The sequence below is a fragment of the Bradyrhizobium sp. JYMT SZCCT0180 genome (assembly GCF_018130165.1).
GTDB lineage: Bacteria > Pseudomonadota > Alphaproteobacteria > Rhizobiales > Xanthobacteraceae > Bradyrhizobium.
Genome location: NZ_JAFCLZ010000018.1, coordinates 40,861 through 63,912, shown reverse-complemented (window position 1 = coordinate 63,912; position 23,052 = coordinate 40,861). Strand labels below are relative to the sequence as shown.

Annotated in this window: 19 protein-coding genes and 1 tRNA gene; 6 read left to right on the top strand and 14 right to left on the bottom strand. The window is 63.0% G+C overall.

All coding sequences use genetic code 11. The features are described 5' to 3' along the window. Positions 1-278 precede the first annotated feature (278 nt). The 7 genes from JQ641_RS25375 to JQ641_RS25345 form a co-directional block, all read right to left on the bottom strand. Positions 279-1,943, bottom strand: coding sequence for a thiamine pyrophosphate-dependent enzyme (locus JQ641_RS25375; protein WP_211998611.1), 1,665 nt, complete (start codon positions 1,941-1,943; stop codon positions 279-281). A 29-nt stretch (positions 1,944-1,972) separates the two neighbouring features. Beyond that, positions 1,973-2,860 (bottom strand): branched-chain amino acid aminotransferase, encoded by an 888-nt coding sequence (locus JQ641_RS25370; RefSeq protein ID WP_211998610.1) that lies wholly within the window; start codon positions 2,858-2,860, stop codon positions 1,973-1,975. Between the two features lie 25 nt (positions 2,861-2,885). Continuing rightward, entirely contained in the window at positions 2,886-3,764 is an 879-nt protein-coding gene (locus tag JQ641_RS25365; RefSeq protein ID WP_211998609.1) for an acyl-CoA acyltransferase, read from the bottom strand. 101 nt (positions 3,765-3,865) lie between these two features. Further along, entirely contained in the window at positions 3,866-4,927 is a 1,062-nt protein-coding gene (gene metA / locus JQ641_RS25360) for a homoserine O-succinyltransferase MetA (protein ID WP_211998718.1), read from the bottom strand. 27 nt (positions 4,928-4,954) lie between these two features. Then, entirely contained in the window at positions 4,955-6,229 is a 1,275-nt protein-coding gene (locus JQ641_RS25355) for an O-acetylhomoserine aminocarboxypropyltransferase/cysteine synthase family protein (RefSeq protein WP_211998717.1), read from the bottom strand. An 83-nt stretch (positions 6,230-6,312) separates the two neighbouring features. Next, entirely contained in the window at positions 6,313-7,266 is a 954-nt protein-coding gene (locus JQ641_RS25350) for an amino acid--[acyl-carrier-protein] ligase (protein WP_211998608.1), read from the bottom strand. A 27-nt stretch (positions 7,267-7,293) separates the two neighbouring features. Beyond that, entirely contained in the window at positions 7,294-8,520 is a 1,227-nt protein-coding gene (locus JQ641_RS25345; protein ID WP_211998607.1) for an acyl-CoA dehydrogenase family protein, read from the bottom strand. Positions 8,521-8,765: 245 nt separating this feature from the next. Between JQ641_RS25345 and JQ641_RS25340 the strand changes: the two genes are divergently transcribed. The 5 genes from JQ641_RS25340 to JQ641_RS25320 all read left to right on the top strand — a co-directional run bounded on the left by JQ641_RS25340 (position 8,766) and on the right by JQ641_RS25320 (position 13,397). Continuing rightward, positions 8,766-9,035, top strand: coding sequence for an acyl carrier protein (locus JQ641_RS25340; RefSeq protein WP_192738752.1), 270 nt, complete (start codon positions 8,766-8,768; stop codon positions 9,033-9,035). A 164-nt stretch (positions 9,036-9,199) separates the two neighbouring features. Then, a complete protein-coding gene (locus JQ641_RS25335) occupies positions 9,200-11,017 on the top strand; it encodes a long-chain-acyl-CoA synthetase (protein WP_211998606.1) in 1,818 nt (605 codons plus the stop codon). Between the two features lie 41 nt (positions 11,018-11,058). Beyond that, the gene (locus tag JQ641_RS25330) at positions 11,059-11,304 is read left to right on the top strand and encodes an acyl carrier protein (protein ID WP_192738753.1); all 246 of its coding nucleotides are present in this window, start codon (positions 11,059-11,061) and stop codon (positions 11,302-11,304) included. Further along, positions 11,291-12,676: an AMP-binding protein gene (locus JQ641_RS25325; RefSeq protein WP_211998605.1), complete on the top strand. Its 1,386-nt coding sequence runs from the start codon at positions 11,291-11,293 to the stop codon at positions 12,674-12,676. Before JQ641_RS25330 ends, JQ641_RS25325 begins: the two co-directional genes overlap by 14 nt. Continuing rightward, the gene (locus JQ641_RS25320; protein WP_211998604.1) at positions 12,669-13,397 is read left to right on the top strand and encodes an SDR family NAD(P)-dependent oxidoreductase; all 729 of its coding nucleotides are present in this window, start codon (positions 12,669-12,671) and stop codon (positions 13,395-13,397) included. Before JQ641_RS25325 ends, JQ641_RS25320 begins: the two co-directional genes overlap by 8 nt. 24 nt (positions 13,398-13,421) lie before the next feature. Here the strand turns inward: JQ641_RS25320 and JQ641_RS25315 are convergent, their stop codons facing one another. Continuing rightward, on the bottom strand, positions 13,422-13,769 hold the full coding sequence (locus JQ641_RS25315) for a hypothetical protein (RefSeq protein ID WP_211998603.1): 348 nt from the start codon (positions 13,767-13,769) through the stop codon (positions 13,422-13,424). A gap of 257 nt (positions 13,770-14,026) precedes the next feature. Between JQ641_RS25315 and JQ641_RS25310 the strand changes: the two genes are divergently transcribed. Further along, the gene (locus JQ641_RS25310) at positions 14,027-14,449 is read left to right on the top strand and encodes a cupin domain-containing protein (RefSeq protein WP_211998602.1); all 423 of its coding nucleotides are present in this window, start codon (positions 14,027-14,029) and stop codon (positions 14,447-14,449) included. 109 nt (positions 14,450-14,558) lie between these two features. Here the strand turns inward: JQ641_RS25310 and JQ641_RS25305 are convergent. The 6 genes from JQ641_RS25305 to JQ641_RS25280 form a co-directional block, all read right to left on the bottom strand. After that, a tRNA-Lys gene (locus tag JQ641_RS25305) sits at positions 14,559-14,634 on the bottom strand. 265 nt (positions 14,635-14,899) lie between these two features. Beyond that, on the bottom strand, positions 14,900-15,493 hold the full coding sequence (locus JQ641_RS25300) for a Spy/CpxP family protein refolding chaperone (RefSeq protein WP_211998601.1): 594 nt from the start codon (positions 15,491-15,493) through the stop codon (positions 14,900-14,902). Positions 15,494-15,617: 124 nt separating this feature from the next. Further along, on the bottom strand, positions 15,618-16,943 hold the full coding sequence (locus JQ641_RS25295; protein ID WP_211998600.1) for a TRAP transporter large permease: 1,326 nt from the start codon (positions 16,941-16,943) through the stop codon (positions 15,618-15,620). Continuing rightward, positions 16,940-17,515, bottom strand: coding sequence for a TRAP transporter small permease (locus tag JQ641_RS25290; RefSeq protein WP_211998599.1), 576 nt, complete (start codon positions 17,513-17,515; stop codon positions 16,940-16,942). The genes JQ641_RS25295 and JQ641_RS25290 overlap by 4 nt, the downstream gene beginning before the upstream one ends. A gap of 169 nt (positions 17,516-17,684) precedes the next feature. Then, positions 17,685-18,686, bottom strand: a complete 1,002-nt coding sequence (locus JQ641_RS25285) for a TRAP transporter substrate-binding protein (protein ID WP_211998598.1) — start codon at positions 18,684-18,686, stop codon at positions 17,685-17,687. Positions 18,687-19,608: 922 nt separating this feature from the next. Beyond that, positions 19,609-22,734: an autotransporter outer membrane beta-barrel domain-containing protein gene (locus JQ641_RS25280; RefSeq protein ID WP_211998597.1), complete on the bottom strand. Its 3,126-nt coding sequence runs from the start codon at positions 22,732-22,734 to the stop codon at positions 19,609-19,611. Positions 22,735-23,052 lie beyond the last annotated feature (318 nt).

Below are 23,052 nucleotides of genomic sequence, written 5' to 3'. Positions count from 1 at the left end.
TGTCCCATGGTGATATCCTTTTCTAATCCGTCGTTGCGCGATTTTATGCCCCTCGCCTGCGCATCCTATTCCCTGCATTAGGGAATCACACCTACCCTTCCGGGCTATGCTCTGCACGGAGCCTCATCACGTGAACAGATGGACGGCACGAATGGGGTATCGGCTCCCGCGCTCCATCAATGCGCAGCTGATATCCGTAGGTAACCCTTCAGAGGTACACCTAGCGGACACAATCAGCACATCAGGCGCTCGCGGCCCGAGGGCCGCACATAAACAGCCTACCGGCGCTCCGATGCATCGGCGCGCGCGGCAGCGAGGGATCGATCGGGCGTTTGGCGTACATCAGATCGAACTTCGAGCACTACGGGGCCCTTGGCCGACATTGCTTCCGCGACGACCTCCGCTGCCTGCGCTGCGTTCGTGATCGTATAGCCCTGCGCGCCGAATGCGCGGGCAAGGGCCGCAAAGTCGGGGTTGGACAGATCCGTACCGCAAGGACGCTGCGGAAACGCTTTCTCCTGATACGAACGGATGGTGCCGTACGATTGGTTGTTGGAGATCACGATCTTGATGTTGAGCCGGCGGGCAACGGCTGTTGCCAGCTCGTTCCCGGTCATCAGGAAACCGCCGTCTCCGCAGAACGCGATCACCTGATTGTTCGGATAACGAAGGCTCGCGCTCAATGCAGAAGGAACACCACTGCCCATCGCGCCGCAGGCAGAGCCAAGCAGCCGGGCCGACGGCTGGAAGCGGAATATGCGGTGTACCCAGGCGGCGAAGTTGCCGGAGTCGGTCGTCACGATACCATCTGCCGGGAAGCGCTTGGCGATGGCCGCAACAGCATGCCCGAAGACATCGGCGCTCGGGATACCCGGCTCGGGCCATGCGTGCACCGCCTCTCGGGTTTTCGTCACGGCTTCAATCCACCCACCGCGCTCGCGCGACGCGACCGGCAAGTCGAGCCAGGATTTCAAGAACGGATGGGCCGACGCGACGATTGGAAGATCCGTATGAAAGTGAGTCCCGATCGCATTCGGATCGGGATAGACGTGAACCAGAGGCTGAGACGGCGACGATTGTCGCGGAAACCGAAAGCCCAGGGACGACAGGTCACCGAGCCGCGTTCCGATCGCAACGATCAGATCCGCTTGCTCAAAGAGCGCAACATGCGCCGGCGACGTGAAGAAGCCAAGCTGCCCAATCCAGAGCCGGTGATCGTTCGGAAACAGATCCTGCATCTTGTTGGTGGCGGCGACCGGTACATTCCAGCGCTCGCTCAGCGCAATCAAGTCCTTACGAAATTCCGCGGTGCGACACTCTCCTCCGACCAGCAGGATCGGTCGCTCCGCCTTGCCAAGCATGACGGCCGCCTGCTCGACGGCGGCCCGGCTGGGCTCGGCTCGCGCGACGCCGTGAACCCTGGCGGAGAGCGGACCCGCCTCCATCTCGAGAACGTCTTCAGGAAGCTCGATCACCACCGGCCCGGGCGTGCCGCCAAGCGCCACGGAGAATGCCCGCGCCATCATCTCGGGCAGCTGGGCCGCCGAATCGATTCTGGTGGACCACTTGATAAGGCCACTGAACGCCCGCCCCGTGTCGATCTCCTGCACCGCGTCGCGATTCAGCTCAAACGTACCGACCTGACCAACGAGCAATACGAGGGGTATGGCCTCCTGGGAAGCTACATGCAGACCAAGCGCCGCGTTGGATGCCCCCGGCCCGCGGCTTACCATCACCACGCCGGCCCGGCCGGTGAGCTTGGCGTCGGCAACTGCGGCAAGGCTGGCGTTTCCCTCGTGGCGGCAAGTCACGAGATCGATCTCGTCGCGCTCGTACAGAGCGTCAAGGAGCGCAAGGAAGCTTTCGCCGGGTACGCTGAATGCCCGGTCGACGCCGTGCGCGATCAGAGAATCCACGAGTAGATCGGCAACTCGAAAAGCCATGCGACTTGATCTCGGTTGAAAGGTCATCATCACGCCGCAAGCTTTACCGCGTGCGCAAATTCCCAATACAGCTTCCGCGCACGCGTATAGAACGGCCCGGGCGTAAGCTGCCGGTCGTCGATCCGAATGACGGGCGCAACCTTGGCAAAATTGCCGGACGAAAAGATCTCGTCCGCGGCAAGGAAATCGGCATAGCGCAGCGTGGCCTCCACCACGGTGACGCCCGAACCGCGCAGCAGTTCGATCACCCGCTGCCGGGTGATGCCGTTCAGGAAGGTGCCGTTCGCCGCCGGCGTGTAGACGACACCGTCTTTCGCCATGAACACGTTGGCATTGCCGAACTCCGCGACGTTGCCGAGCATGTCCAGCATCAGGCAGTTCTGGAAGCCGCGCGAGGCGGCCTCGATCAGGGCCCGCGAACAGTTCGGGTAGAGACAGGCCGCCTTGGCATCGACCGGCGCGCATTCGGCGGTCGGTCTGCGGAACGGCGACAGCGTGATCGCGTTGCCGACAGGTTTCGGGAGCGGCGCTTCGTAGATGCTAAGGCACCAGTCCATCGTCTCCGGATCGAACAGCACGCCGCCGCCCACGCCATTCTGCGGCCAATACATCGGGCGAACGTAGAGTTCGGCATTGGGCGAGAAGTGCGCGATGCCTTCGCGCGCCAGACCCAGCCATGTGTCGAGATCGACGATCGGCTTGAGCCCGAAGTTGAGCGCGGATTGATTGACACGGGCGCAATGGCGGTCAAGATCGGGCGCAACACCTTCGAAGGCGCGTGCGCCATCGAACACGGTCGAGCCGAGCCAAAGCCCATGGGTGCGTGGCCCCATGATCGGAACATTGCCTTCGTGCCACTGGCCTTGGAAGAATGTCCATGTCTGCGAATGGCTGACGGACTTGCTGGTGGGAATCATGACGGCTCTCCATTGGGCAGCAAAATTACGGTCCATAGATGACCAGCTCGGTATCCGACAGATCGGCAATCCGGGGACACTGCGGACCCTTGAAGTATTTGCGGCCGCGCTGTCCCCTGTAGAAGCCGATCAGATCCTTCATGCGGCCATTGGCGTCGAGGGCGAGCAATATCCGGCCGCGCCGGAGCAGGAAGCGGCCGATGGCGCCGGCGCAGGCGACAAAGTCGGCCACGTCGGGGCAATAGATCAGCCGCATCGCTGGCAGGGGGATCCCGCGTTTGCGCATCGGCTGCAGGACGAAGGGGTAGCCGCGGCCGTCGCCCGCGCGGCACACCAGGCTTAGGCAACCATAGGCCGCATGCCGCGTAAGCAGCGCGACGTCGGCGTCGGACAAGCCGTCGACCGCATATGCGCCCTGCTGAACGACTTCGACGCGCATGCTCTTCGGACGCGAAAGCGCCGGAAAGGAGAAGAACAGGCCGCCACAATAGGGGCGGAATCCCTGAGCCTCAATGGTCCGCCAGGTCGAGAAGGCCGGGCTGATGTTGACGTAGGTGACGCGCTTGTGGCGCTGCGCGACGCTGGTCAGCATCGAGGCGTAGTTGCGGAAGGCAGGTTCCACATACCAGCTGGAGAGGTTGCAGCGGATCGAGGTCCCGCCGTCATCGTCCCGTTCCGTGTAGATCAACAGCAGAACGCCGACGGGCATCCCATCATTGTCGAGCATGTACCCGAAGCGGGGGAAACCATCGGGTACCTGGCGCACGGAAGCGCGCTGGAGCCCGTCCATCCAGTAGTCGCGCGAACGGCGGGCAAAGCCACGCGTCAGAAGATCGGCAATGGCAGCAAGGTCGGCCGGTCCTATCTCGCGGCATCGGATCACGGTCCGAACTCCATCATACAATCCGCTCCCGCTTCTTCGTCGGCAGGCCGGCTAGCGAGAGCCCGGCTAGCGGATCGCGGCCGTTGCTCCGGTTCTCCATGTTGCCCGGACGCACCCATGATCTACGCCGCGGCAGGCCTGGGCCTCGTTCGATAACTTCCGTTGAAGGCAAACGGCTTTGAGCGTCCAGCTCGCTGCGAGGCCATGTACAGCAGCCAGTTGCGGTATATGCGCCGTGCCGGCGGATGCCAGGCGTTTCTCAAATCCTTCGCCACTTGGTCTACCGGGAAATCGGCGAAAAGCTCCGGACTTCTGTCGGAAAGGGCTTTGCGCCGGAAGGCCGTCAGAATCTCTTCCGCCTCCGAGGCGAAATAGCCGCTCGGTATCGTCGGACAGACCTCGCTCTCGCCGCGGAGGAAACGACCCATGTCCCTTCTGAATTCAGCCAACAGGCTGTGGGTGTCGTACTCCGGATGGCCCTGGAAATTGACGAAGAGGCTCTTCCCCTGTTGCTTGACGAAGCAGTCGACGCCGGCCTCTGCCGACTTGGTGAGAACGGAGTATCCGCAGCTCTCGACAGCCCTCTCCTGCACCTCGTTCCACCGGGCGTGCGGCGTTCTGAAGGTCGCCGGAACGTTGCGCATCAAGGGATGATCCCTCGTCTTCGTTTGAGCGAAGACGCCGATGCATTTGGCAGGCAGCTTGTGGCGCTCCACGCCATCCAGGTGCAGGACGGCCCCATGGACGGCCAGACAGGAAAACACCGACGACACGGTGCTCTCCCTGGCCCAGTCGATGATTTGGACGAAGCTGGACCAGTATGGTTCTTCCGGCAGGCTGGCGGCTCTCGGTTCGGCGCCGGTCACGATCACGCCGTCCAGGCGCCTGTTCAGCAGATCGTCGGTGCCACGGTAGTAGCGACGCACGTAATCGCGCCCCCAGTCCGAACGGGGCGTCGTCTCCATCGTGTAGAAATGCAGCCTGACCAGGAGCTCGCCGGCCGCCGCGCCGAGCAGGTCGAACAGCTGGCGCTCGGTGGACATCAAGGCGGCATCCGACATGTTGTTGATCAGCCCGATGTCGAGGCATTCCTTCCGGTTTCCGGGGGACTCTGCGCCGCTTCCGTTCCGCGCTCTTGAGAAAAGGTGGTGTTCGTACGAATCTATATTTACAAGGACGGGCATCTGAATGCCTTCATGGTTGACCTGCACTCAATCTGCGGCACGGAGCGCCTGATCGAGGTCGGCGATGATGTCGTCGGCGTGCTCGATACCAACGCTCAGCCTGATCATCTCGGGCCGCACGCCGGCCCGTTCCTGCTCTTCGGGCGACATCTGCCGGTGGGTGGTCGATGCCGGGTGGCAAGCAAGCGATTTGGCGTCCCCGATATTGACCAGCCGCTTGAACAGTTTCAGCGCGTCGTAGAACCGCTTGCCAGCCTCGAACCCTCCGGCCACGCCGAAGGTCAGCAGCGAACACGCGCGGCCGCCCAGATATTTCTGCGTCAGCGCGTGATAGGGGCTATCGTCAAAGCCCGCGTAGTTGACCCATCCGACGCGGCGGTTGTCGCGCAGAAACCGCGCGACCTTCTCGGCATTTTCGACGTGCCGCTCGATCCGCACCGCGACGCTCTCGATGCCCTGGAGCAGCAGGAAAGCGTTGAAGGGCGCCAGGATGGAGCCGGTGGTCCGCTGGGAGACGGCGCGGCACCGGGCGATGTAGGCGGCGGCCCCGTAGCGCTCGGTGAAGACCATCCCGTGGTAGGATTTCTCCGGCTCGTTCAGCATCGGAAAGCGCCGGCGATGCTTCGCCCATGGAAACCTGCCGCTATCGACGATGATTCCGCCGAGCGTGGTGCCGTGCCCGCCCATGAACTTCGTGAGCGACTCGACCACGATGTCCGCTCCGTATTCGATCGGCCTGAGCAGGATCGGGGTAGGAACCGTGTTGTCGACAATCAGCGGCACGCCATGCCTGTGGGCGACCTCGGCGATCGCTTCGATGTCGCAAACGTTTCCGGCCGGATTTCCCACGCTCTCGCAGAACACCGCACGCGTATCGTCGTCGATCAGCTTCTCTATGCTCGCCGGACTGTCGTCTTCCGAGAACCGGACCGTGATGCCCTGCCTCGGCAAGATGTGCGCGAACAGCGTATGCGTGGTGCCGTAGAGCTGCGGGACCGAGACGATGTTGCTGCCCATATCCGCGATGTTGACCACCGCATAGTTCACCGCGGCCTGGCCACACGCCACGCTCATCGCCTCGATGCCTCCTTCCAGGGCGGCAACGCGCTTCTCCAGCACTGCGTTGGTCGGATTGCCGATCCGGGTGTAGCGAAAGCCGTCCACTTCGAGGTTGAAGAGCGCGGCGCCATGGTCGGCACTGTCGAAGGCATACGAGGCGGTCTGATAGATCGGAACGGCGACGGCTTTGGTGGTCGGATCGTTGTCGAAGCCGCCGTGTACGGCGAGGGTCTCTCTTTTCATGGAGGTTGGCCCTTCGGCTCTTCGGTCGCGGGCTACCTCGGGAGTTCGTTGGTGCATTTCAGTTCCTCGAATGCCGACGTCGGCTACCGGTCGTTCCGCGGGAAGCCGAGCAGGTCCCGCACCGCGGTCGGCCACCTTGCGACGGACTTGCCGTGGATATGGAACATGGCGACGGCGAGACGATCCATTCCGAAGGCCACGCAACCAGTATGGGCCGGCTCACCGGTCGCGTCCTTAATGCCCCAGGTGGTGCCGAAGTGATCGCGGTGATAGTTGAAGCTCATACATGCAGTCGGTTTCTCCTCGGAGCGCAAAGGCACCAGCAACTCGAATTTCAGCGACTGCTGCTTTTGGCTCACCGCCATCATCTGGCCGACCCGGCCGAAGAATGGATCGCTGGCATAGTCGACCCTGAAGGTCAGTCCGAGATCGCGGGCGATCTCCTGAGCGCGCACCATCCAACGCTCGCGGAACGCCGAGACGTGGTCGGGGCTGCCGATGCAGACGTATTCGCGCATCCTGAAGGACTGCAGCCGGTCGAGATGGAGCGAGGGCTCGCGACGGAAGCAATCGGCGGCCACGTCGAAACATAAGCCGCCCGCCGGCAGGGGACCCCGGCTCGCCGCGATCGGATAGACCGGATAGCAGGCGGCCGGCGACAGCACGAGGTCGGCCGGTGAAAGTGACATGGTCCAGTCGCCGCCAGCATCGAAACGGCTGACCGCCGCGTCGATCTCACTGTCCGTGCCGTGCAGGCCGCAGACACAGCCGAGCAGGTTCGGAAAGCTCTTCAGATAGCCCGACTTCTCAAGCTGCGCGCGGCTCATGACGGGAGGAAAGCGCATCACCTCGGTGTCCGGTTCGCGGTGCCGCGTGATCAGCGCCGCGAGCCGCTCCACAACGTCTTCATAGAGCGCGGTGCGGGCATAGACACCCGGAGAGCCCATCTTGTGGAACAGCGCGTCGGCAAGATGGTCCAGCGGATCAGCCTCAGCCTGAGTGGGTTCCGCCGGTGCAGTAAACATGGCTACGTTCATACCAACCCCATTTCTTCGAGAAGAAAATCAATCGCGCAGTGACGCCGGGACGGCGCTCATCAGAGTGGCGCTACCCATGCTGGCAAGGATGCGATCGTTGTTGATCATGATCGGAGCCGACAGCACGTCGCGGAGATGGCGACCGACACTGACATCGGTGTCGTTGCGATAGCCGGAAAGGCCGCACGCGCGCATCGCATGCATGACGACCGTGACCGCGAGTTCCGAGGCCTCCACCTTGAGAAGGTTGATCGAGGACTGGAAGTCGAGGGACGAAAGCGCGCGCTCGTCTTGTTCGCGGGCCGCAAAGGAATCGAGGTTCGCGGCGATGAGGGCGCGCAGTTTCGTCAGAGTCATCTTGGCGGACGTAAAATGCGGCGCGCCGGGAGGAAGGTTGCCGCCGGCCCCGCGGGCGGCCTTGCGGATGAAGAGCTGCGCCCGGTCCACTGCCGCAGCCGCGATACCCGCCCAGACCGACGACCAGCATAGGTGCGCGACGGGCGTCATGGTCTGCGCATGGACCTTTTCGTATGCCACCGGGAATATCTGTTCCGCCGAGCCCTTGAAGCTCAGCTTGAAGCCGGCGCTGCAGGTGCCACGCATGCCGAGCGTCTCCCATGCGAGAGTTTGCTCCAGCGTGTAGTCGTCGCGTGTGATGGCCAACAGTACCTGATCGGATCCGGTGGCGTCGTCGGAGCGGCGGGCAATGGTTACGATGCCGTCCGCCTCGGCGCCGTAGGAAATCACCGTCGCGTCGCGCACCAGCGAGATCTCGGCGCCCTCGTGCTCCACCGCGGCCGAGCTGAAGCGAATGTTTCCGCCGTTCTGACCTTCCGTTGTCGAAGACGCCAGGAGCATTTGTTCGGCCGCCACGCGGCGCATCAGCCTTTCGTGCCAGCTGCTGCCCGCGCCGTGACGGACCAGACAGGCGATCTTGGTCTGATGCATCGCGAAGATCATCCCGGCCGAAGCGCAGGCGCGTCCGAGCGCGTAGCACATGTCGGCCACCTCGGAAATCGACGCGCCGTCGCCGCCGAACTCGATCGGGATCTGGGCGCCTAGAAGTCTTTCCGCGCGCGCAGCGTCGATCGCCTTCTGCGGGAAGCGCGCTTCGCGGTCGACCGCTACGGCCTCCGACGCCGCAGCCTCCGCGACGGCGGCAGCCCGCTGCGGGAACGAAGCGCGATCGGGAGAGAATGGCACTCGGCTGGTTTCCCGAGCGAGACTGCGGAACTGGACTTCCTGCACATTCATGGCCCAACAGCTCCCATTTGGATGGTTTGATGGTCGAAGACCCGACGGGTCGAGACCAATTCCGCGAGTGCGACGGCGGCAATCTAACCGACCGCAGTTGTGGAGTCGGCGGCGCAAAGGTGGATGTTACCGAGAACGTGCTCCCAAGCGGGGTACCCCCGAAGTGGAGCTACTGACCTGAGCCGCAGTCAGGTATCGTCACGTCCATCATGATCTGCCCCCGTCACGCGATGAGTGGAGCTGAAATGCAAGACTTTGCCGCAAACGTCCAAGAGCGTGTTCTTTCCGTCGTCAGGAACGTCCTCGCGCAGAACGCTATCATCGCGGATGTCCACCCGGAGTCCCGGCTGGTGGATATCGGACTGGACTCGATGGATATGGTCGCGCTGATGCTCAAGGTCGAAGCCGAGTTCGATCTCACCCTTCCCCAGCCCGAGATCACACCCGAGAATTTCCAATCGGTGAAGACGCTGGAGGTTATGATCCTCAACCAACTCGGACCCGCGACGGGATAAGGGAGTTGGACAGAGATGCGTCTTGTGCGATCGAGCGAAACCTCATCGACAGTGATCGCAAGATCGCGCGCGGTCCGATGCGCCTCGTCACTCCTTCCGCCGCAGCTCTGCCGCCTCGCGACCTGGTCGGCGCGAGCAACGATCGAAATCATCTGGGTCAGATCATGAAAGCAGGCGCACTTCAGCGGGCGACTGAAAGCGGTGACCCGCGACCCAGACCGTCTGCCACCAAAGCCTGGCTGAAGGCCATCGAACTGACCTCGCGGATCGACGCCGAACCGCAACGGCTATTCGCCGACGTCGTGGAAGAATGGGCGAAACGGCAACCCGAACGCCCTGCACTGCTCTCGGACCGTCAATCCTTCACCTACGGGGAACTCAGCGCCCGGATCAGCCAATATGCGCGTTGGGCGCGGAGCCTGGGCGTCCGCGCCAGCGATACCGTCTGTCTGCTGATGCCGAACCGGCCGGAGTACGTTGCCTGCTGGCTCGGAATCAGCAGCGTCGGCGGTACGGTGGCGCTAATCAACACCCGGCTGGTCGGCCGGTCCCTTGCCCATTGCATCGACGTCGCGCGTGCCGACCACATCGTTCTTGCCGCCGATTGCATGAATGCGTTCGAAGCCGCACGTCCGCACCTGGATCGCGTGCCCCAGATCTGGAGGCTGGGTCCTGGCAGCACTGGCGCCGATCTGGATGCGGCGCTCGCCGGCACGGATCCACGCCCGCTGTCCTCCGTCGAGCGCGGCGACGTCACGATCAGTGAACGCGCCTTGCTGATCTACACCTCGGGCACCACGGGATTGCCAAAGGCGGTAAACGTCAGTCATCGCCGCATCCTCAGCTGGGGAGGATGGTTTGCCGGGCTGACAGACGCTTCCAACCACGACCGCCTTTACAATTGCTTGCCGCTCAATCATTCGGTGGGCGGTGTCGTCGCGCCTTGCAGCATGCTTCGCGCCGGCGGTTCGGTCGTGATCGCCGAGAAGTTCTCCGCGGAAGACTTCTGGGACGACATCATGTACTTCGACTGCACCGTCTTCCAGTATATCGGTGAACTCTGCCGCTACCTGCTGAACGCACCGGCGTCGGGGCTGCAGGTCGGACACGGGCTGCGGCTGGCTGTCGGCAACGGATTGCGCGGCGACATCTGGGAGGCGTTCGCGAAGCGGTTCGCGATTCCGCAGGTCCTGGAATTCTACGCCGCGACGGAAGGTAATTTTTCGCTGTTCAACTTCGAGGGAAAACCCGGCGCGATCGGCCGTATCCCGCCGCTGCTGGCGCATCGCTTTCCCGCCTCGATCGTTAAGGTCGATGCCGACAGCGGCAGCCCGGTCCGCGGCGACGACGGGCTCTGCATCGCCTGCACCCACGGCGAGGTCGGCGAGGCAATCGGGCGCATCGGCACCGCAGATCGGGGTGGCGGACCTTTCGAAGGCTATACGGAGCCGGCCGAGACCGAGAAGAAGATTCTCCGCAATGTGTTTGCCGAAGGCGATGCCTGGTTCCGGACTGGCGATCTGATGCATCGGGACCAGCAGGGCTACTTCTATTTCGTCGACCGGGTCGGCGACACCTTCCGTTGGAAGGGCGAGAACGTCGCGACCAGCGAGGTGAACGACGCGATCATGGACTGCCCCGGCGTTGTTGACGCCTCAACCTACGGGGCCGCCGTCCCCGGCGCCGACGGCCGCGCCGGCATGGCGGCCCTGGTCGTGGACCAGCATTTCGATCTTGGGATGTTCGCGGAACACCTGTCGCGCCGGCTCCCGGTCTATGCCATTCCGGTCTTCGTCAGGTTCTGCGAGGAACTCGACGCCACCGAGACCTTCAAGAGGAACAAGCAGCGGTTGATCCGCGAGGGATTCGATCCTTCCGTCGTGAGCGACCGGCTGTTCCTGCGCGATCCGGCGACCCGCGCCTATCGTTCGATCGACCGGGCCGTCTACGCGCGCGTCGCGGAAGGCGGAATCAGGTTTTAGCATCGGCTCGAAGAGCCGCTTTTTGAAGAGGTGAGGTGTTCATGTCGGTAAAGTTGAGGATTTTTTCGGCGATGCAGCAGATCGCTGAAGAGCAAAAGGTCACCCTTCCGCCGCTCCGGGACGATCTGGCGCTGCAGGACACCGGGTTCGATTCTCTGGCGTTCGCGATCCTGGTCGCGCGGCTGGAAGACGATCTCGGCTTCGATCCGTTCACCATCGCGGAGGACGCCGCCTTCCCGTCGACCGTCGGCGAGTTCATCAGAGCATACGAGAATGTCCCAGCCTGACGTATTAGCGCTTCGCGAATATCTCGGCCCGGAGCTGAAGGGCCGCACGATTTCCGATGCCCGGCACGTCATATCGCTGACCGACATTCTCGGGTACAGCTGTCTGATCGGCAGATATCGCGAGCTGTCCGGCCGCTCGGTGCTGCTTGCGACGTCGGGACAGCTGCAGTCTGCGCTCGCGATGATCGAGCTCGACGGCGTCGCACGCCGCATGCTTCTGTGCCCGCCCGACCTCGATCCGGATCACATCGAGGGCCTGCTTGCGGATGCCGAGATCGACGCCATCGTGACCGACAGGCCGCTTCACCGATGCGATGATGGCGCGCATCTGGTCGTCGGCGCCGGTCTGCCTGAACGGCCGGGTGCGGGATGGAAGACCGAACGCGCGACCGAGTGGCTGATGCTGACCTCGGGCACATCCGGGCCGCCCAAGATCGTCGGCCATACGCTCGACGGGCTGGCCGGCGCGATCATCGCCGACGGTGCTGCGCGCTACCAGAACGCGACCTGGGCGACGTTCTACGACATCCGTCGCTACGGCGGCCTGCAGATCTTCCTGCGCGCGGTGATCGGCGGCGGATCGATGGTGCTGTCGGAGCCCAAGGAAGCCACCGTCGATCACGTGGCACGGCTGCGCGCGGGCGGCGTCACCCACATTTCCGGGACACCGTCGCACTGGCGCAAGCTCCTGATGAGCAGCGCGGTCGCGGACTTCTCGCCACGCTATGTCCGCCTGTCCGGCGAAATCGCCGACCAGGCGGTGCTCGACGGCCTCGCCCGGGCGTTTCCGCAGGCGTCGATCGGCCATGCCTATGCTTCGACCGAGGCCGGCGTTGGTTTCGCGGTCAACGACGGGCGCGAGGGTTTTCCCGCCGACCTGGTCGGGCAGAACCGCGACGGCGTCGAGATGAAGGTCGTCGACGGCTCGCTTCGGATCCGCTCTCACCGCACGGCACGCTCCTATGTCGGCACCGGCGCGCCGCAGCTCACCGACGCCGAGGGCTTCGTCGACACCGGTGACCTGGTCGAACTGCGCGACGAGCGCTACTACTTTGTCGGCCGGCGTACCGGCATCATCAACATCGGCGGGCTGAAGGTCCATCCCGAGGAGGTCGAGACCGTGATCAATCGGCACGAGTCCGTGCGAATGTCGCGCGCGCGGTCGCGCAGAAGCCCGATCACTGGCGCCATCGTGGTCGCCGACATCGTCCTCGCCGACGGCACCGACGCTGGTCGCCACGAGACGATCCGTACGGAGATTCTCAGCCGGTGCAACGACGCGCTGGCAGCATACAAGGTGCCTGCGGTGATCCGCTTCGTCGAGCGGCTGGACCTGACGGCAGGCGGCAAACTGACGCGCGCCGATGCATAACGTCCTCGTCACTGGCGGCAGTCGCGGCATCGGGCTTGCGATTGCACGCAGGCTTGCCGCATCCGGCGACTACAATGTGGTCGCGGTCGCGCGCCGCGAGAGCGAGGAGCTGGGACAGGCCATCCGCGAGGTGGGAGCGGACCGCCTGCACTTCAGGGCGTTCGATCTCGGCCAGACCGACAAGATTCCCACCTTCGTGAAGGAGCTGCGCGACGCCTTCGGCGCGATCTACGGCCTCGTCAACAATGCCGGGATCAGCAGCGAAGGGCTGCTGGCCAACACGCGCAATTCCGAGATCGAGGCGTTGATCCGTCTGAACGTGCTGTCGCCGATCGTTCTGACCAAATACGTGGTGCGCCATATGATGGCCGACGGCGCCGGGCGCATCGTCAACATCTCCTCCATCATCGCCTCGACCGGCTACAACGGCTTGGCCGTCTACGGCGCGTCCAAGGCAGCGGCCGGCGGATTTACCCGTTCGCTGGCCCGCGAGGTCGGCAAGCTCGGCATCACCGTGAACGCGATCGCGCCCGGCTTCCTCGACACCGAATTGACCAAGTCCCTGGACGACGACGGCCGCCGGCGGATCGCCGGCCGCAGCGCGTTGCGCCGCCTGCCCGAGGCCGACGACATCGCTTCGATGGTCGAGTATCTCCTGGGCGAAGGCGGCCGGAACATCACCGGCACTGTGCTGACGGTGGACGCCGGCAACACTGCCTAAGTGTAGCCGGCGCCTCGCCTCGGCCTACCCTGGCATGCCGGGGAAGTAGCGGCTGAAAACTTCCCGAACAGCGATCAGACTGCCAAGCTGGCCCTCCAGCTCCTGCACGCGCTTTTCGCCGGCTATCATCTGGGACTCGTATTCCTTGATCATGGATGCATCCCTGGCATCCCGGGTCAGATATTCTTCGTAGTCCGTGCCCGCGGCAAAGGAAGCCAGATCGCGCGCCGCATCTACTCGCCCACGCAACGCGTCCCTCTCCTTCTGAACTGACGCAACCGCTGCGCTAATCGCGGCCGAAATCGAACCGAACCGTTCGCTGTCGGTCTGAGCATCGCGTTCAGCGGAACGAACCTTGAAACCTCGAATCATAGCCGGTCTCCTAGTCACACCGGCTTCGTCGCATCATCGACCCTCTTCGCCGGGCGCCAGCTCGCATTCTAACTTCATCTCGAGTTTCGACACGGCGCCTGAGATGCCTCTTTAGAGGTAACCCGCGTTGAGCGACCACTCTTCATTGTTTTTGGGATAGTCTAGTCCCATCCGTTCCGGGAGAATTAGCAATCTGCAACTCGCGTGGCCGGGACGCTGTTGACCGTGCACACTTTTTCAATCCGCTGAGGTGATCGATGCCGCTTGCGCTTATTGAAACCGGCCATTTGAACGTGGATCTCAAGCCGTCGCCGATCGAGCCATCCTGGATCCTTGAAGGCAATCCGGAAGCCCGCTCGCATGTGCTGTCGACGAGCGCGGACGGCGCTGCCACAACCGTGATCTGGTCCTGCACCGAGGGCAAATTCAACTGGTACTACGATGTCGACGAGACCATCGTGATCCAGGAAGGATCGATCGTGCTCGAGAGCAAGGGCATGCCACCGAAACGTTACGGCGTCGGTGACGTGATCGTTTTCCACAACGGTGCGCACGCCAAATGGCATGTCGAGGGCTATGTGAAAAAGGTCGCCGTCTTCCGCCAGACCAGTCCGTTCCTGCTCGGTCTGGCCGTTCGCGCCGTCAACAAGCTGAAGCGGACGCTCGCCCCCGTCCATTGACTTCCTGACTGCCGATCCGCCCTGCGGAGCATTCAGATACAGCTCAGCCGCGACCGCGCAAACGGTTCGCGGGCTGCGGGCGGCTATCTGGCCAAATTCTTGAAAAGCTTGGTGGGCGCACCAGGGCTCGAACCTGGGACCCGATGATTAAGAGTCATCTGCTCTACCAACTGAGCTATGCGCCCGGACTTGGTCCGGAAAAGCCTTCGCAAGAGGGCGTCGTTTAGCAAAGCGATTCCCCGATGTCCAGCAAGCTGGAGCGAGTTTTCCCGGCCTTTGGCGCGAGCCCGGAAAGGCAAAAAGCCGCTGGATTTCAGCGGCTTCCGCCCTAGAGCCTTTTCCGTTCCGATGGAATCGGAACGGGGCTCTAGATTCTTGTTTTGACGCGTTTTCTTCACGCGAACCGGGGTCCACTTCGCTGGAAAACGCTCTACCTCGGCAAACCTGTGCTCAGAGCCGCTCCGGGCCCCCCCGGTCCGGCCCGTCATCCCGGTCATAGCGGTTGCGGTTGTAGCCGCGGTCCCGGCCGCCATCGTCGCGATCCCGCTCAAAACGCTCCATCCGGCGCTCCCGCCAGCCTTCGCCATGGCCACGAAACCGGTCCATTCCGGTCAGCACGGCCAGGCGGCGCTTCTGGCCGTCATCCAGCGTCTTGTAGAGCGGATCGGCCGCATCGGCGATTTTCTTCATGGCGGCCGCCGAAGTCGCCATGTTGTCGGCCCGCTCGCGCAGCCGCGCCACCGGATCATCCGGCTTCTGCGGGCTCGAATCGTCCCGACGCGCATCCATCCGCGCATTGGCCCGATCGATCCGCAGTTTGGCGAATTCCCGCACCGCGGTTTCCACCGCCGGCCACAGCTTTTCCTGGTCGGCGGTCAGCTTGAGCCCGGCATGAACGGAGGCGATCCGCGCGTCGGCAAACGCCGCCCGGTCTTCCGGGTTCATCCGCATATGCCCGTAGCCCCAATGACGGTGCTGGGCATAGACCGCCGTCGAACCGGCGATGGCGAGCACCGCGACCGCGGCGATGGTGAACTTCCTCATGCTGACCTCCGTTGAAAAGTCGCATGAAGATGGGCCCGCGGCTGCCGGCAATCAACTTAACGATAGGCAAGAGTGCCTTCCCTTACCAAGATGTAATGTCGATGAACCTCGTCTGTCCAAATCGTTAAAGCATCCCGAGCGTACGCGGCAGCCACAGCGACAATTCCGGGATGTAGGTGATGAGGCCGAGGAAAACCAGCAGCGTGACCAGCCATGGCAGCACCGCGATCGACAATTCGGTAATGCCCATCTTGGCGATGCCGGAGGCCACATAGAGATTGAGGCCGACCGGCGGATGGCACATGCCGATTTCCATGTTGACCACGATCATGATGCCGAAATGCACCGGATGGATGCCGAGCTTGACCGCGATCGGATAGAGGATCGGCGCCATGATCAGCACGATCGACGACGGCTCCATCACGTTGCCGGCCAAGAGCAGCAGCAGGTTCACCACCAGCAGGAAGGTGATCCATGTGATGCCGCTGTTCGTGATCCAGTTCGACATCGCCTGCGGGATCTGCTCGCTCGTCATCAGGAACGAGAACAGCACCGCGTTGGTGACGATGTAGAGGATCATCGCGCTCATGTTGGCGGAGACGAGCAGGACTTTTGGCACGTCCTTCCACTTCAGGTCCTTGTAGATGAACATCTCGATCAGGAAGGCGTAAACCGCGCTCATCGCCGCGGCTTCGGTCGGCGTGAACCAGCCGAGATAGATGCCGCCGAGAACCACGACTATCAGGGAGACGCCCCAGAACGAGTCCATGAACGCCGTGAACGCCTCGCCCCACGAAGCCTTCTCGACCCGCGGAATATTGTTCTTCCAGGCGCGATACCACGTGGTCCCCGACAGCATGATCGCCAGGATCACGCCCGGCACCATGCCGGCCATGAACAACTGCCCGACCGAGGCAGATGCGACTTTCTCGCCATTCGGGCCAAAGTAAACCGCCCCGCTCGTCGCCACCGCATAGATCACCATGATGATCGACGGCGGAATGAGGTTGCCGAGCGCGCCGCCGGTGACGATGACGCCGGCGGCAAAGCGCTTGGGATAGCCGACCGACAGCATCGCCGGCAGCATGATCGAACCGATGGCGACGACGGTTGCGGGCGAAGACCCCGACACCGCCGAGAACAGCGCGGCTGCCATGGTGGCGGCGATGCCGAGCCCTCCGGGCCAATGGCCGATCATCGTTCTGGCAAAAGCGATCATGCGTCTGGCGACGCCGCCATGGGTCAGAAAGTTGCCGGCCAGGATGAAGAACGGGATCGCCATGATCTCGAACTTCTCGATGCCGGTGAAAAGCTTCAGCGCCACGGACTCGATCGGCACCGAGGTCATGAAGAACAGGAACGTCAGCACGGTCAGGCCGAGCGCGATCGAGATCGGCATACCCGTCAACATCAGGGCGACGAGCAGCCCGAAGATCATCAGCGTGATCATCGGGCGATCCCCCCAGCGCCGACACCGGGCGCATCGATCTCCACGCCCTCGACCTGGGTTTCGTCGTGATGCGGCAGATGCCCGGTATGCCAGAAATTATTGGCCACCTGCAGGAAGCGGAAGCACATCAGGTAGGAGCCGAGCGGAACGCAGAGATAGGTGATCCAGCTCGGAATCTCCATGTCGGCCGTCACCTGGTCGGTGTGGTAGAGCCCGTAGACAAATTTCGCCCCCATGGATCCAACGACGAACGTAAACAGCGCACCGCACAGCAGACTGAACATGACGATGACTTTGCGCTTATTCGGACCGAGCTTGTTGACCAGCACGTCGACGCCGACATGGATGCCGGTGCGCACGCCATAGGCGGCACCGAACTTCGCCATCCACACGAACATGATGATGCAGAGCTCCTGCGCCCATGCGAGGTTGATGGGAAACAGGTACGGATAGAAAACAGGAATGCCGACCAGATAGCGATGCACCACCGCGATGAAGATAATCACCGTGGCGGCCGCGATCAGGAATGTGATCAGCAGTTCCTCGAGCCGGTCGAGGATTCGTAGAAACATCAAGTCCCCCAATATCGAAGCTCGTCATGGCCGGGCTTGTCCCGGCCATCCACGTCTTTCACGCTGCTAAGCGAATAAGACGTGGATGCCCGGCACAAGGCCGGGCATGACGGAGAACGATTTATTTGCCCCTACCAAGAGCTTGCTCCCGGCATCTCAAATCGTCGTCTCAGTTGGTCGCGCCCCTGGTCTCCTTCAGGAACTCGTCGATCAGCCCTTGGCCGACGCGGCCGGCGACATCCTTGTAGATCGACTCCATCGCCTTGCGCATCGCAGCGTCCTGTTCCGGCGTCAGCGTGACGATCTCCGCCTTGCCGCTCTTCTTGATGTCGACGAGCGCTTCGTCGTTTTCCTTCTGCGACTGGCCGTTGCCGTAAGCGGTGGCTTCCTTCATGGCCTTGTCCAGCTGGACACGAACATCATCCGGCAGGCCGTCCCAGAACTTCTTGTTCACCACCACGATATAGCCGATGTAACCGTGATTGGTGACGGTGATATGCTTCTGCACCTCGTGCATCTTCTGGGTGTAGATGTTCGACCAGGAGTTTTCCTGACCGTCGACGACGCCGGTCTGCAGCGCCTGATACACTTCGGAGAACGCCATCACCTGCGGGATCACGCCCAGCGCACGCATCTGCGCCTCGATCACTTTCGACGACTGGATGCGGAATTTCAGGCCCTTGTAGTCGGCCGGCGTGATCAGCTTCTTGTTGGCGCTCATCTGCTTGAAGCCGTTGTCCCAATAGGCGAGACCGGTCATTCCCTTGGCATCGAGCAGCTTCAGCAGCTTTGCTCCGAGCGGACCGTCGGTGACTTTGCGCAGCGTCTTCAGGTCGGGGAGGATGTACGGCAGATCGAACACCTCGAATTCCTTGACGCCGATCGGCCCGAACTTGGCGCTCGATGGCGCCAGCATCTGCACCGCGCCGAGCTGCAGCGCCTCCAGCTCTTCCTTGTCCTTGTAGAGCTGCGAATTCGGGTAGACCTCGACCTTGACCTTGCCGCCCGTGTACTTCTCGGCCAGTTCCTTGAATTTCTCCGACGCCAGCCCCTTCGGCGTGTTCGGCGCCACGACATGGCTGAGCTTGATGACGATCGGCGATTGCGCCGACGCCGGACCCGCCAGGGCCAAAGCTGCAATCGATGCCGCAGCCAAAATCAATTTCTTCATGTTTCCTCCCACGTAATTTTTTGCGGAGCGCGAACACCCGGCTCCGAAGCTTGTATGCCACCGAACCAATACAGAGAAGCCGGGCGAAACGCCATTGCCCGTTAGCAGGAGACGGCCTTCAAGGTTTGCTGCATCGCAAAATGCGACATCCTGTCCAACCAGGGTGGGTTAGCCAAGGGGTCGACTTTCGCAAGGCACAGTTCCGCACCCTCGCCGCGCGATGCGCCCGAGTTGTGCAACCGAGTTACCCTCCAAAAACGAGAGGGCGCAGGGAATGCCGGATGCGCGCTGCACCCGCGATCTCATGTGCGACTGTGCATAAGAATGCTGCACATGAGCATACAGGGCAGCGGAGAACACCCGACATTCCCTGCGCAATGGCTTTACGGCTTATAACGCGCTCTCCCCGGTGAGACGGCCTCTATTGCCACCGTCACCCCTCCGAAGCGTTAGCTTCGTCAGGGCTTGACGCCGTTACGGGCGCCAGGACCACACGCTTTCGCCGTACGCTTCAGCCGCGACCGTCAATCGCAACATCAGCGTCCACCGCAACCCGCCCCTCGTTGTGACGATGGCCAACGCCCCTCGGAGTGGGACGGGATGGCGATAGATGCGCACTGATTTGGGGCGGATGGAAAGAGAAATATTTTTGATTTACAGAAACTTAAGACTTGACACGATTTCCGAAAAACGGAACTGATTTGCCCGTCGTGTTGTTTTGTCGCAGCTGCCGTCCCGGCTCAAGGCCGGGACGACCAAGTTCACAACGCCTCACCCCTGCGACGCAGTTCGTAGGGCGGGTTCGCTTTAACCCGCCATCTCGCAATCAAAGCGGCGGGTTAAGGGGAACCCGCCCTACGAAGCGGGAATGATGGGTTTCGCGAAGAGCTCAACCCATCCTACAGTGCACAAACAACTTCGGTCACCAGACGATGCGGAAGCCGCCGGAGCCCTTGTAGCTGTGGTTCACCGCCGCGTGCTCAAGGCTCGCATTGTAGGAGACCTCGCCGAAGACGGCGTAGCGCCCGTTGGCCCAGCTATAGATGCCGCCGCCGCCGAGGCTGCCCCACAGCCGGTCCTGCGCATTGGCAAAACCGGTGCCTGCGACATCGACATTGGTGCCGCTGAGGAACTCGTAGCGCAGATTGGCGATGCCGTAGACGTCGGATCGCACGATGCCCGCGCCGTCGTTCCAGGTCTTCTGATGGTTGAGTGCAAGGCCAGCGCGGCCGAGCAGGCTATCACCGTCGCGGAGCGACACCTGAGCGCCGAACCGATCGGCGAAACTTTCGAAAGCGACCTTCGAATAGGAAAGCTGCGCCTGCGGCGTCAGCGACCAGCCGTTGCCGACGCCAAACCGCTTGCCGGTCTCGGCGCTGAAGGCATAGCCGACCCCTTCATTGCCATGGGTCATGCTGCCGACCAGCACGGAAGACAGATCGCTGCGGTAGAACATCGACTGCGCCTGGCCGTCGACATAGAAGCCGTTGTCGCCGTACCAGGTCAGCGTACCGCCGACACCGCTGCCCTCGGTGCGGATACGGCCATTGCCGAACATCGAAGCGACATTGGCAGTGGCCAGGCCATATTGCGCGGTGAGACCGACGATCAGCCGGCCGCGTTCGTTCTCCAGCGCAAGCCCGTCGAGGCCGGCCTGCACTTTCATCTGATCGGCCTTGGTGGTCGAGCCTGTCGTGCTGGCGGGCTGCAGATCGGCACGCCCGCCTTCGATGCGGCCCCAGAACGCGGTCGGCGCCGGCGAAGTGGCGCCCGGCACCGGCGCGACACCGGCGCGCGCCATGGCATCGCTGCCGCCCCAATAGCGGTTGCCGACACGCTGCTGCAGCGTCGGTACGTCGTTCAGGCCGAGCAGCACCTGGGCATAGTTCTCGTACAAGGGAACGCCGGGCTGATAGAGCGGCGGCGGAGCGACGCCGGGCGACGGCTGATCGATCAGGGCCGAACGCAGGTACCAGTCGCCATCGGCGGGATTGCTGACCCCGTTCTTGCGCAGCGTGTAGGCATAGGCGCCGCCGACCACCGCCTGCTGGCCCTGAATGACATAATTGCCGAGCAGCGAGAACACGCCGTTCGACGCGCCCGCGACATCGACGATCTTGATGCCTTCAACGGTCTGCGCGCCGGTGCCGCCGAGATTGATCACCCGCACGTTGGTGTTGCCTGCGGTGTTGCCGGTGACGACAAGCCGATCGGTCGGCGAGGCATCGCCGCCGAGCACCGTCTCGATCTGCAGCGTTCCGCCATTGCCGGTGTAATTGCCGACTACCGTCAGCGTGCCGATGGAATTACCGGGCGCCACGATACCCGCGTTCACTGTGTCGCACACCGAACCGGTGCCTTGCAGCGTGCCGCCGGCAAGGACGCTCGTCGCGCCGCACAGGCTGCCGTTGACCGCAAGCGTGCCACCACTCACCGTGGTTGCGCCGAGATACGTGTTGACACCGGAAAGGGTCTGCATGCCGCCGCTGATGGTCAGCCCGCCGGTGCCGGAGATGACGCCGGCAAACGTGTCGCTCGCATTGGTGATGGTGAGCGTCTTGGCGCCGAGCGCGACGCTGCCATTGCCGGCGAGACTTTGAATATTGGTGCCGGCGCCCGCGAGGGCGGAGATGTCGAAAGTCGAACCCACCACCACATGGCTCGAATTGCCGATCGCGCCCGTGCCAGCAAGCGCCAGCGTGCCGGCGGAAATCGTCGTCACGCCGCCAAAAATGTTGACGCCGGACAGCGTCTGCGTGCCGCCGGCGAGCGTCAGCCCGCCGCTACCGCCGATGACACCGGCAAAGGCGTCATTCGCCGCCGTGAGCGTCAGTGTCCTGGCGCCGAGATCGACGCTGCCGGTGCCCGACAGCCGCTGGATGCTGGTGCCGGCGCCGGCAAGGCCGGCAATGCTGAACGTGCCGTTCGCGATCACCTGGCTCGAGGCCGCGACCGAGCCCGCATCGGTCAGCGCCAGCGTGCCGCCTGATATCGTGGTCACGCCGCTGTAGGCCTGCGCGCTGGAGAGCGCTTGGGTGCCGCCGGTGACTTGCAGCCCGCCGGTGCCGCCGATGCTGCCGGCGAACGTATCGTGCCCATTGGTGACGATCAGGTCCTTTGCGCCGAGTACGACGGTGCCGGTGCCTGCCAGGCTCTGGATGTGCGAGGCGGGGTCGAAGACGGCGGAGATATCGAACGTCGCGTTGGCGACGACCCGGCTTGAATTGATCAGGGCATCGCTGGCGCCGGCGATGACGCCAATCGACAGCGTGCCCTGCTGGATCACCGTCTCGCCGGTGTAGGTGCTGCCGCCACGGAGGAACAAGGTTCCGGCGCCAGTCTTGGTCAATCCGCCGACACCGCTGAGGCCGCCGGCACTTGAAGCGATGACGGTGAATCCATTGGTATCGAAGGTCAGCCCGCCCGCGGCGATGTTGTTCTGGGCAGCCGTTCCGCCAAAGAAGTTGGCGTTATTGCCGACCGCGCGGACAACGGCGTTGTCATAATTTGCCTGGCCGCGAGGGCCAAAACCGATGTTGGTCACCTGCAGCGTGCCGCCGCGGATGTTGAGGGTGCCTGAGCCGGTGCCGCCAGGGCTGGTGACGTTGATCCTGCCTCCGGCGACAACGGCACCGTTCTCGATGTTGAGGGTGTTTGTGCCAAAAGCATTGACATTAAGTATGCCATTGATGTTCCACCGCGATCCGGCCCCGGTCACGGTCACGCTGGAGGTCGTGCCAGTGGTACTGCCCATCGTAAGGGAGGCGCCGGTGGTCGTCAGTATCGCGCCGTTTTGAATGGTGAGGTTGGCCGTTACCCCGGCCGTGGTTCCGGCTAACCTGAAATTTCCCGTCGTGCCCGTCGCCCCGGCGGCCACGCCCAGGACGATGTTCGAATTCTGCTCGATGACAACCGCACCGCCGGCCGGCACCGTTCCCGTGTTCCAGTTCAAGCCGACCGTCCAGTCGTTGCTGGTGGCGCCGGTCCAGCCCTGCGCCGCCGCCGATCGCGGCGACAGCGCGGCGAGCGCGGCTACCGAGACGCTCATCAGGAGCAGGCGCTCGAAGTGCGCGCGGGCGCTGGACGAGAATCGAGTCCGGCGTGGGCTTAGGCGTGGCTTGTCATTCGCCTGTCGTCGGATTGTTACATCCCCGATGCATTCGCGCATGGGTGGCTGCTCCAGACTCTTTTTGGCCCACCGGGCGAGTGCATTCAGTGCGTGCAAAGGCGAGTTGAGCGTCACGCTAGATGAATCGATTCCAGCAGACAATCGCAAGTTCAGTTCAATCAAAGGGAACATGCGGCGTGTGTCGCTCGCGCAACAAAAGACGCTTAACAAAGTATTTCGGACACAGCGTCCGATACG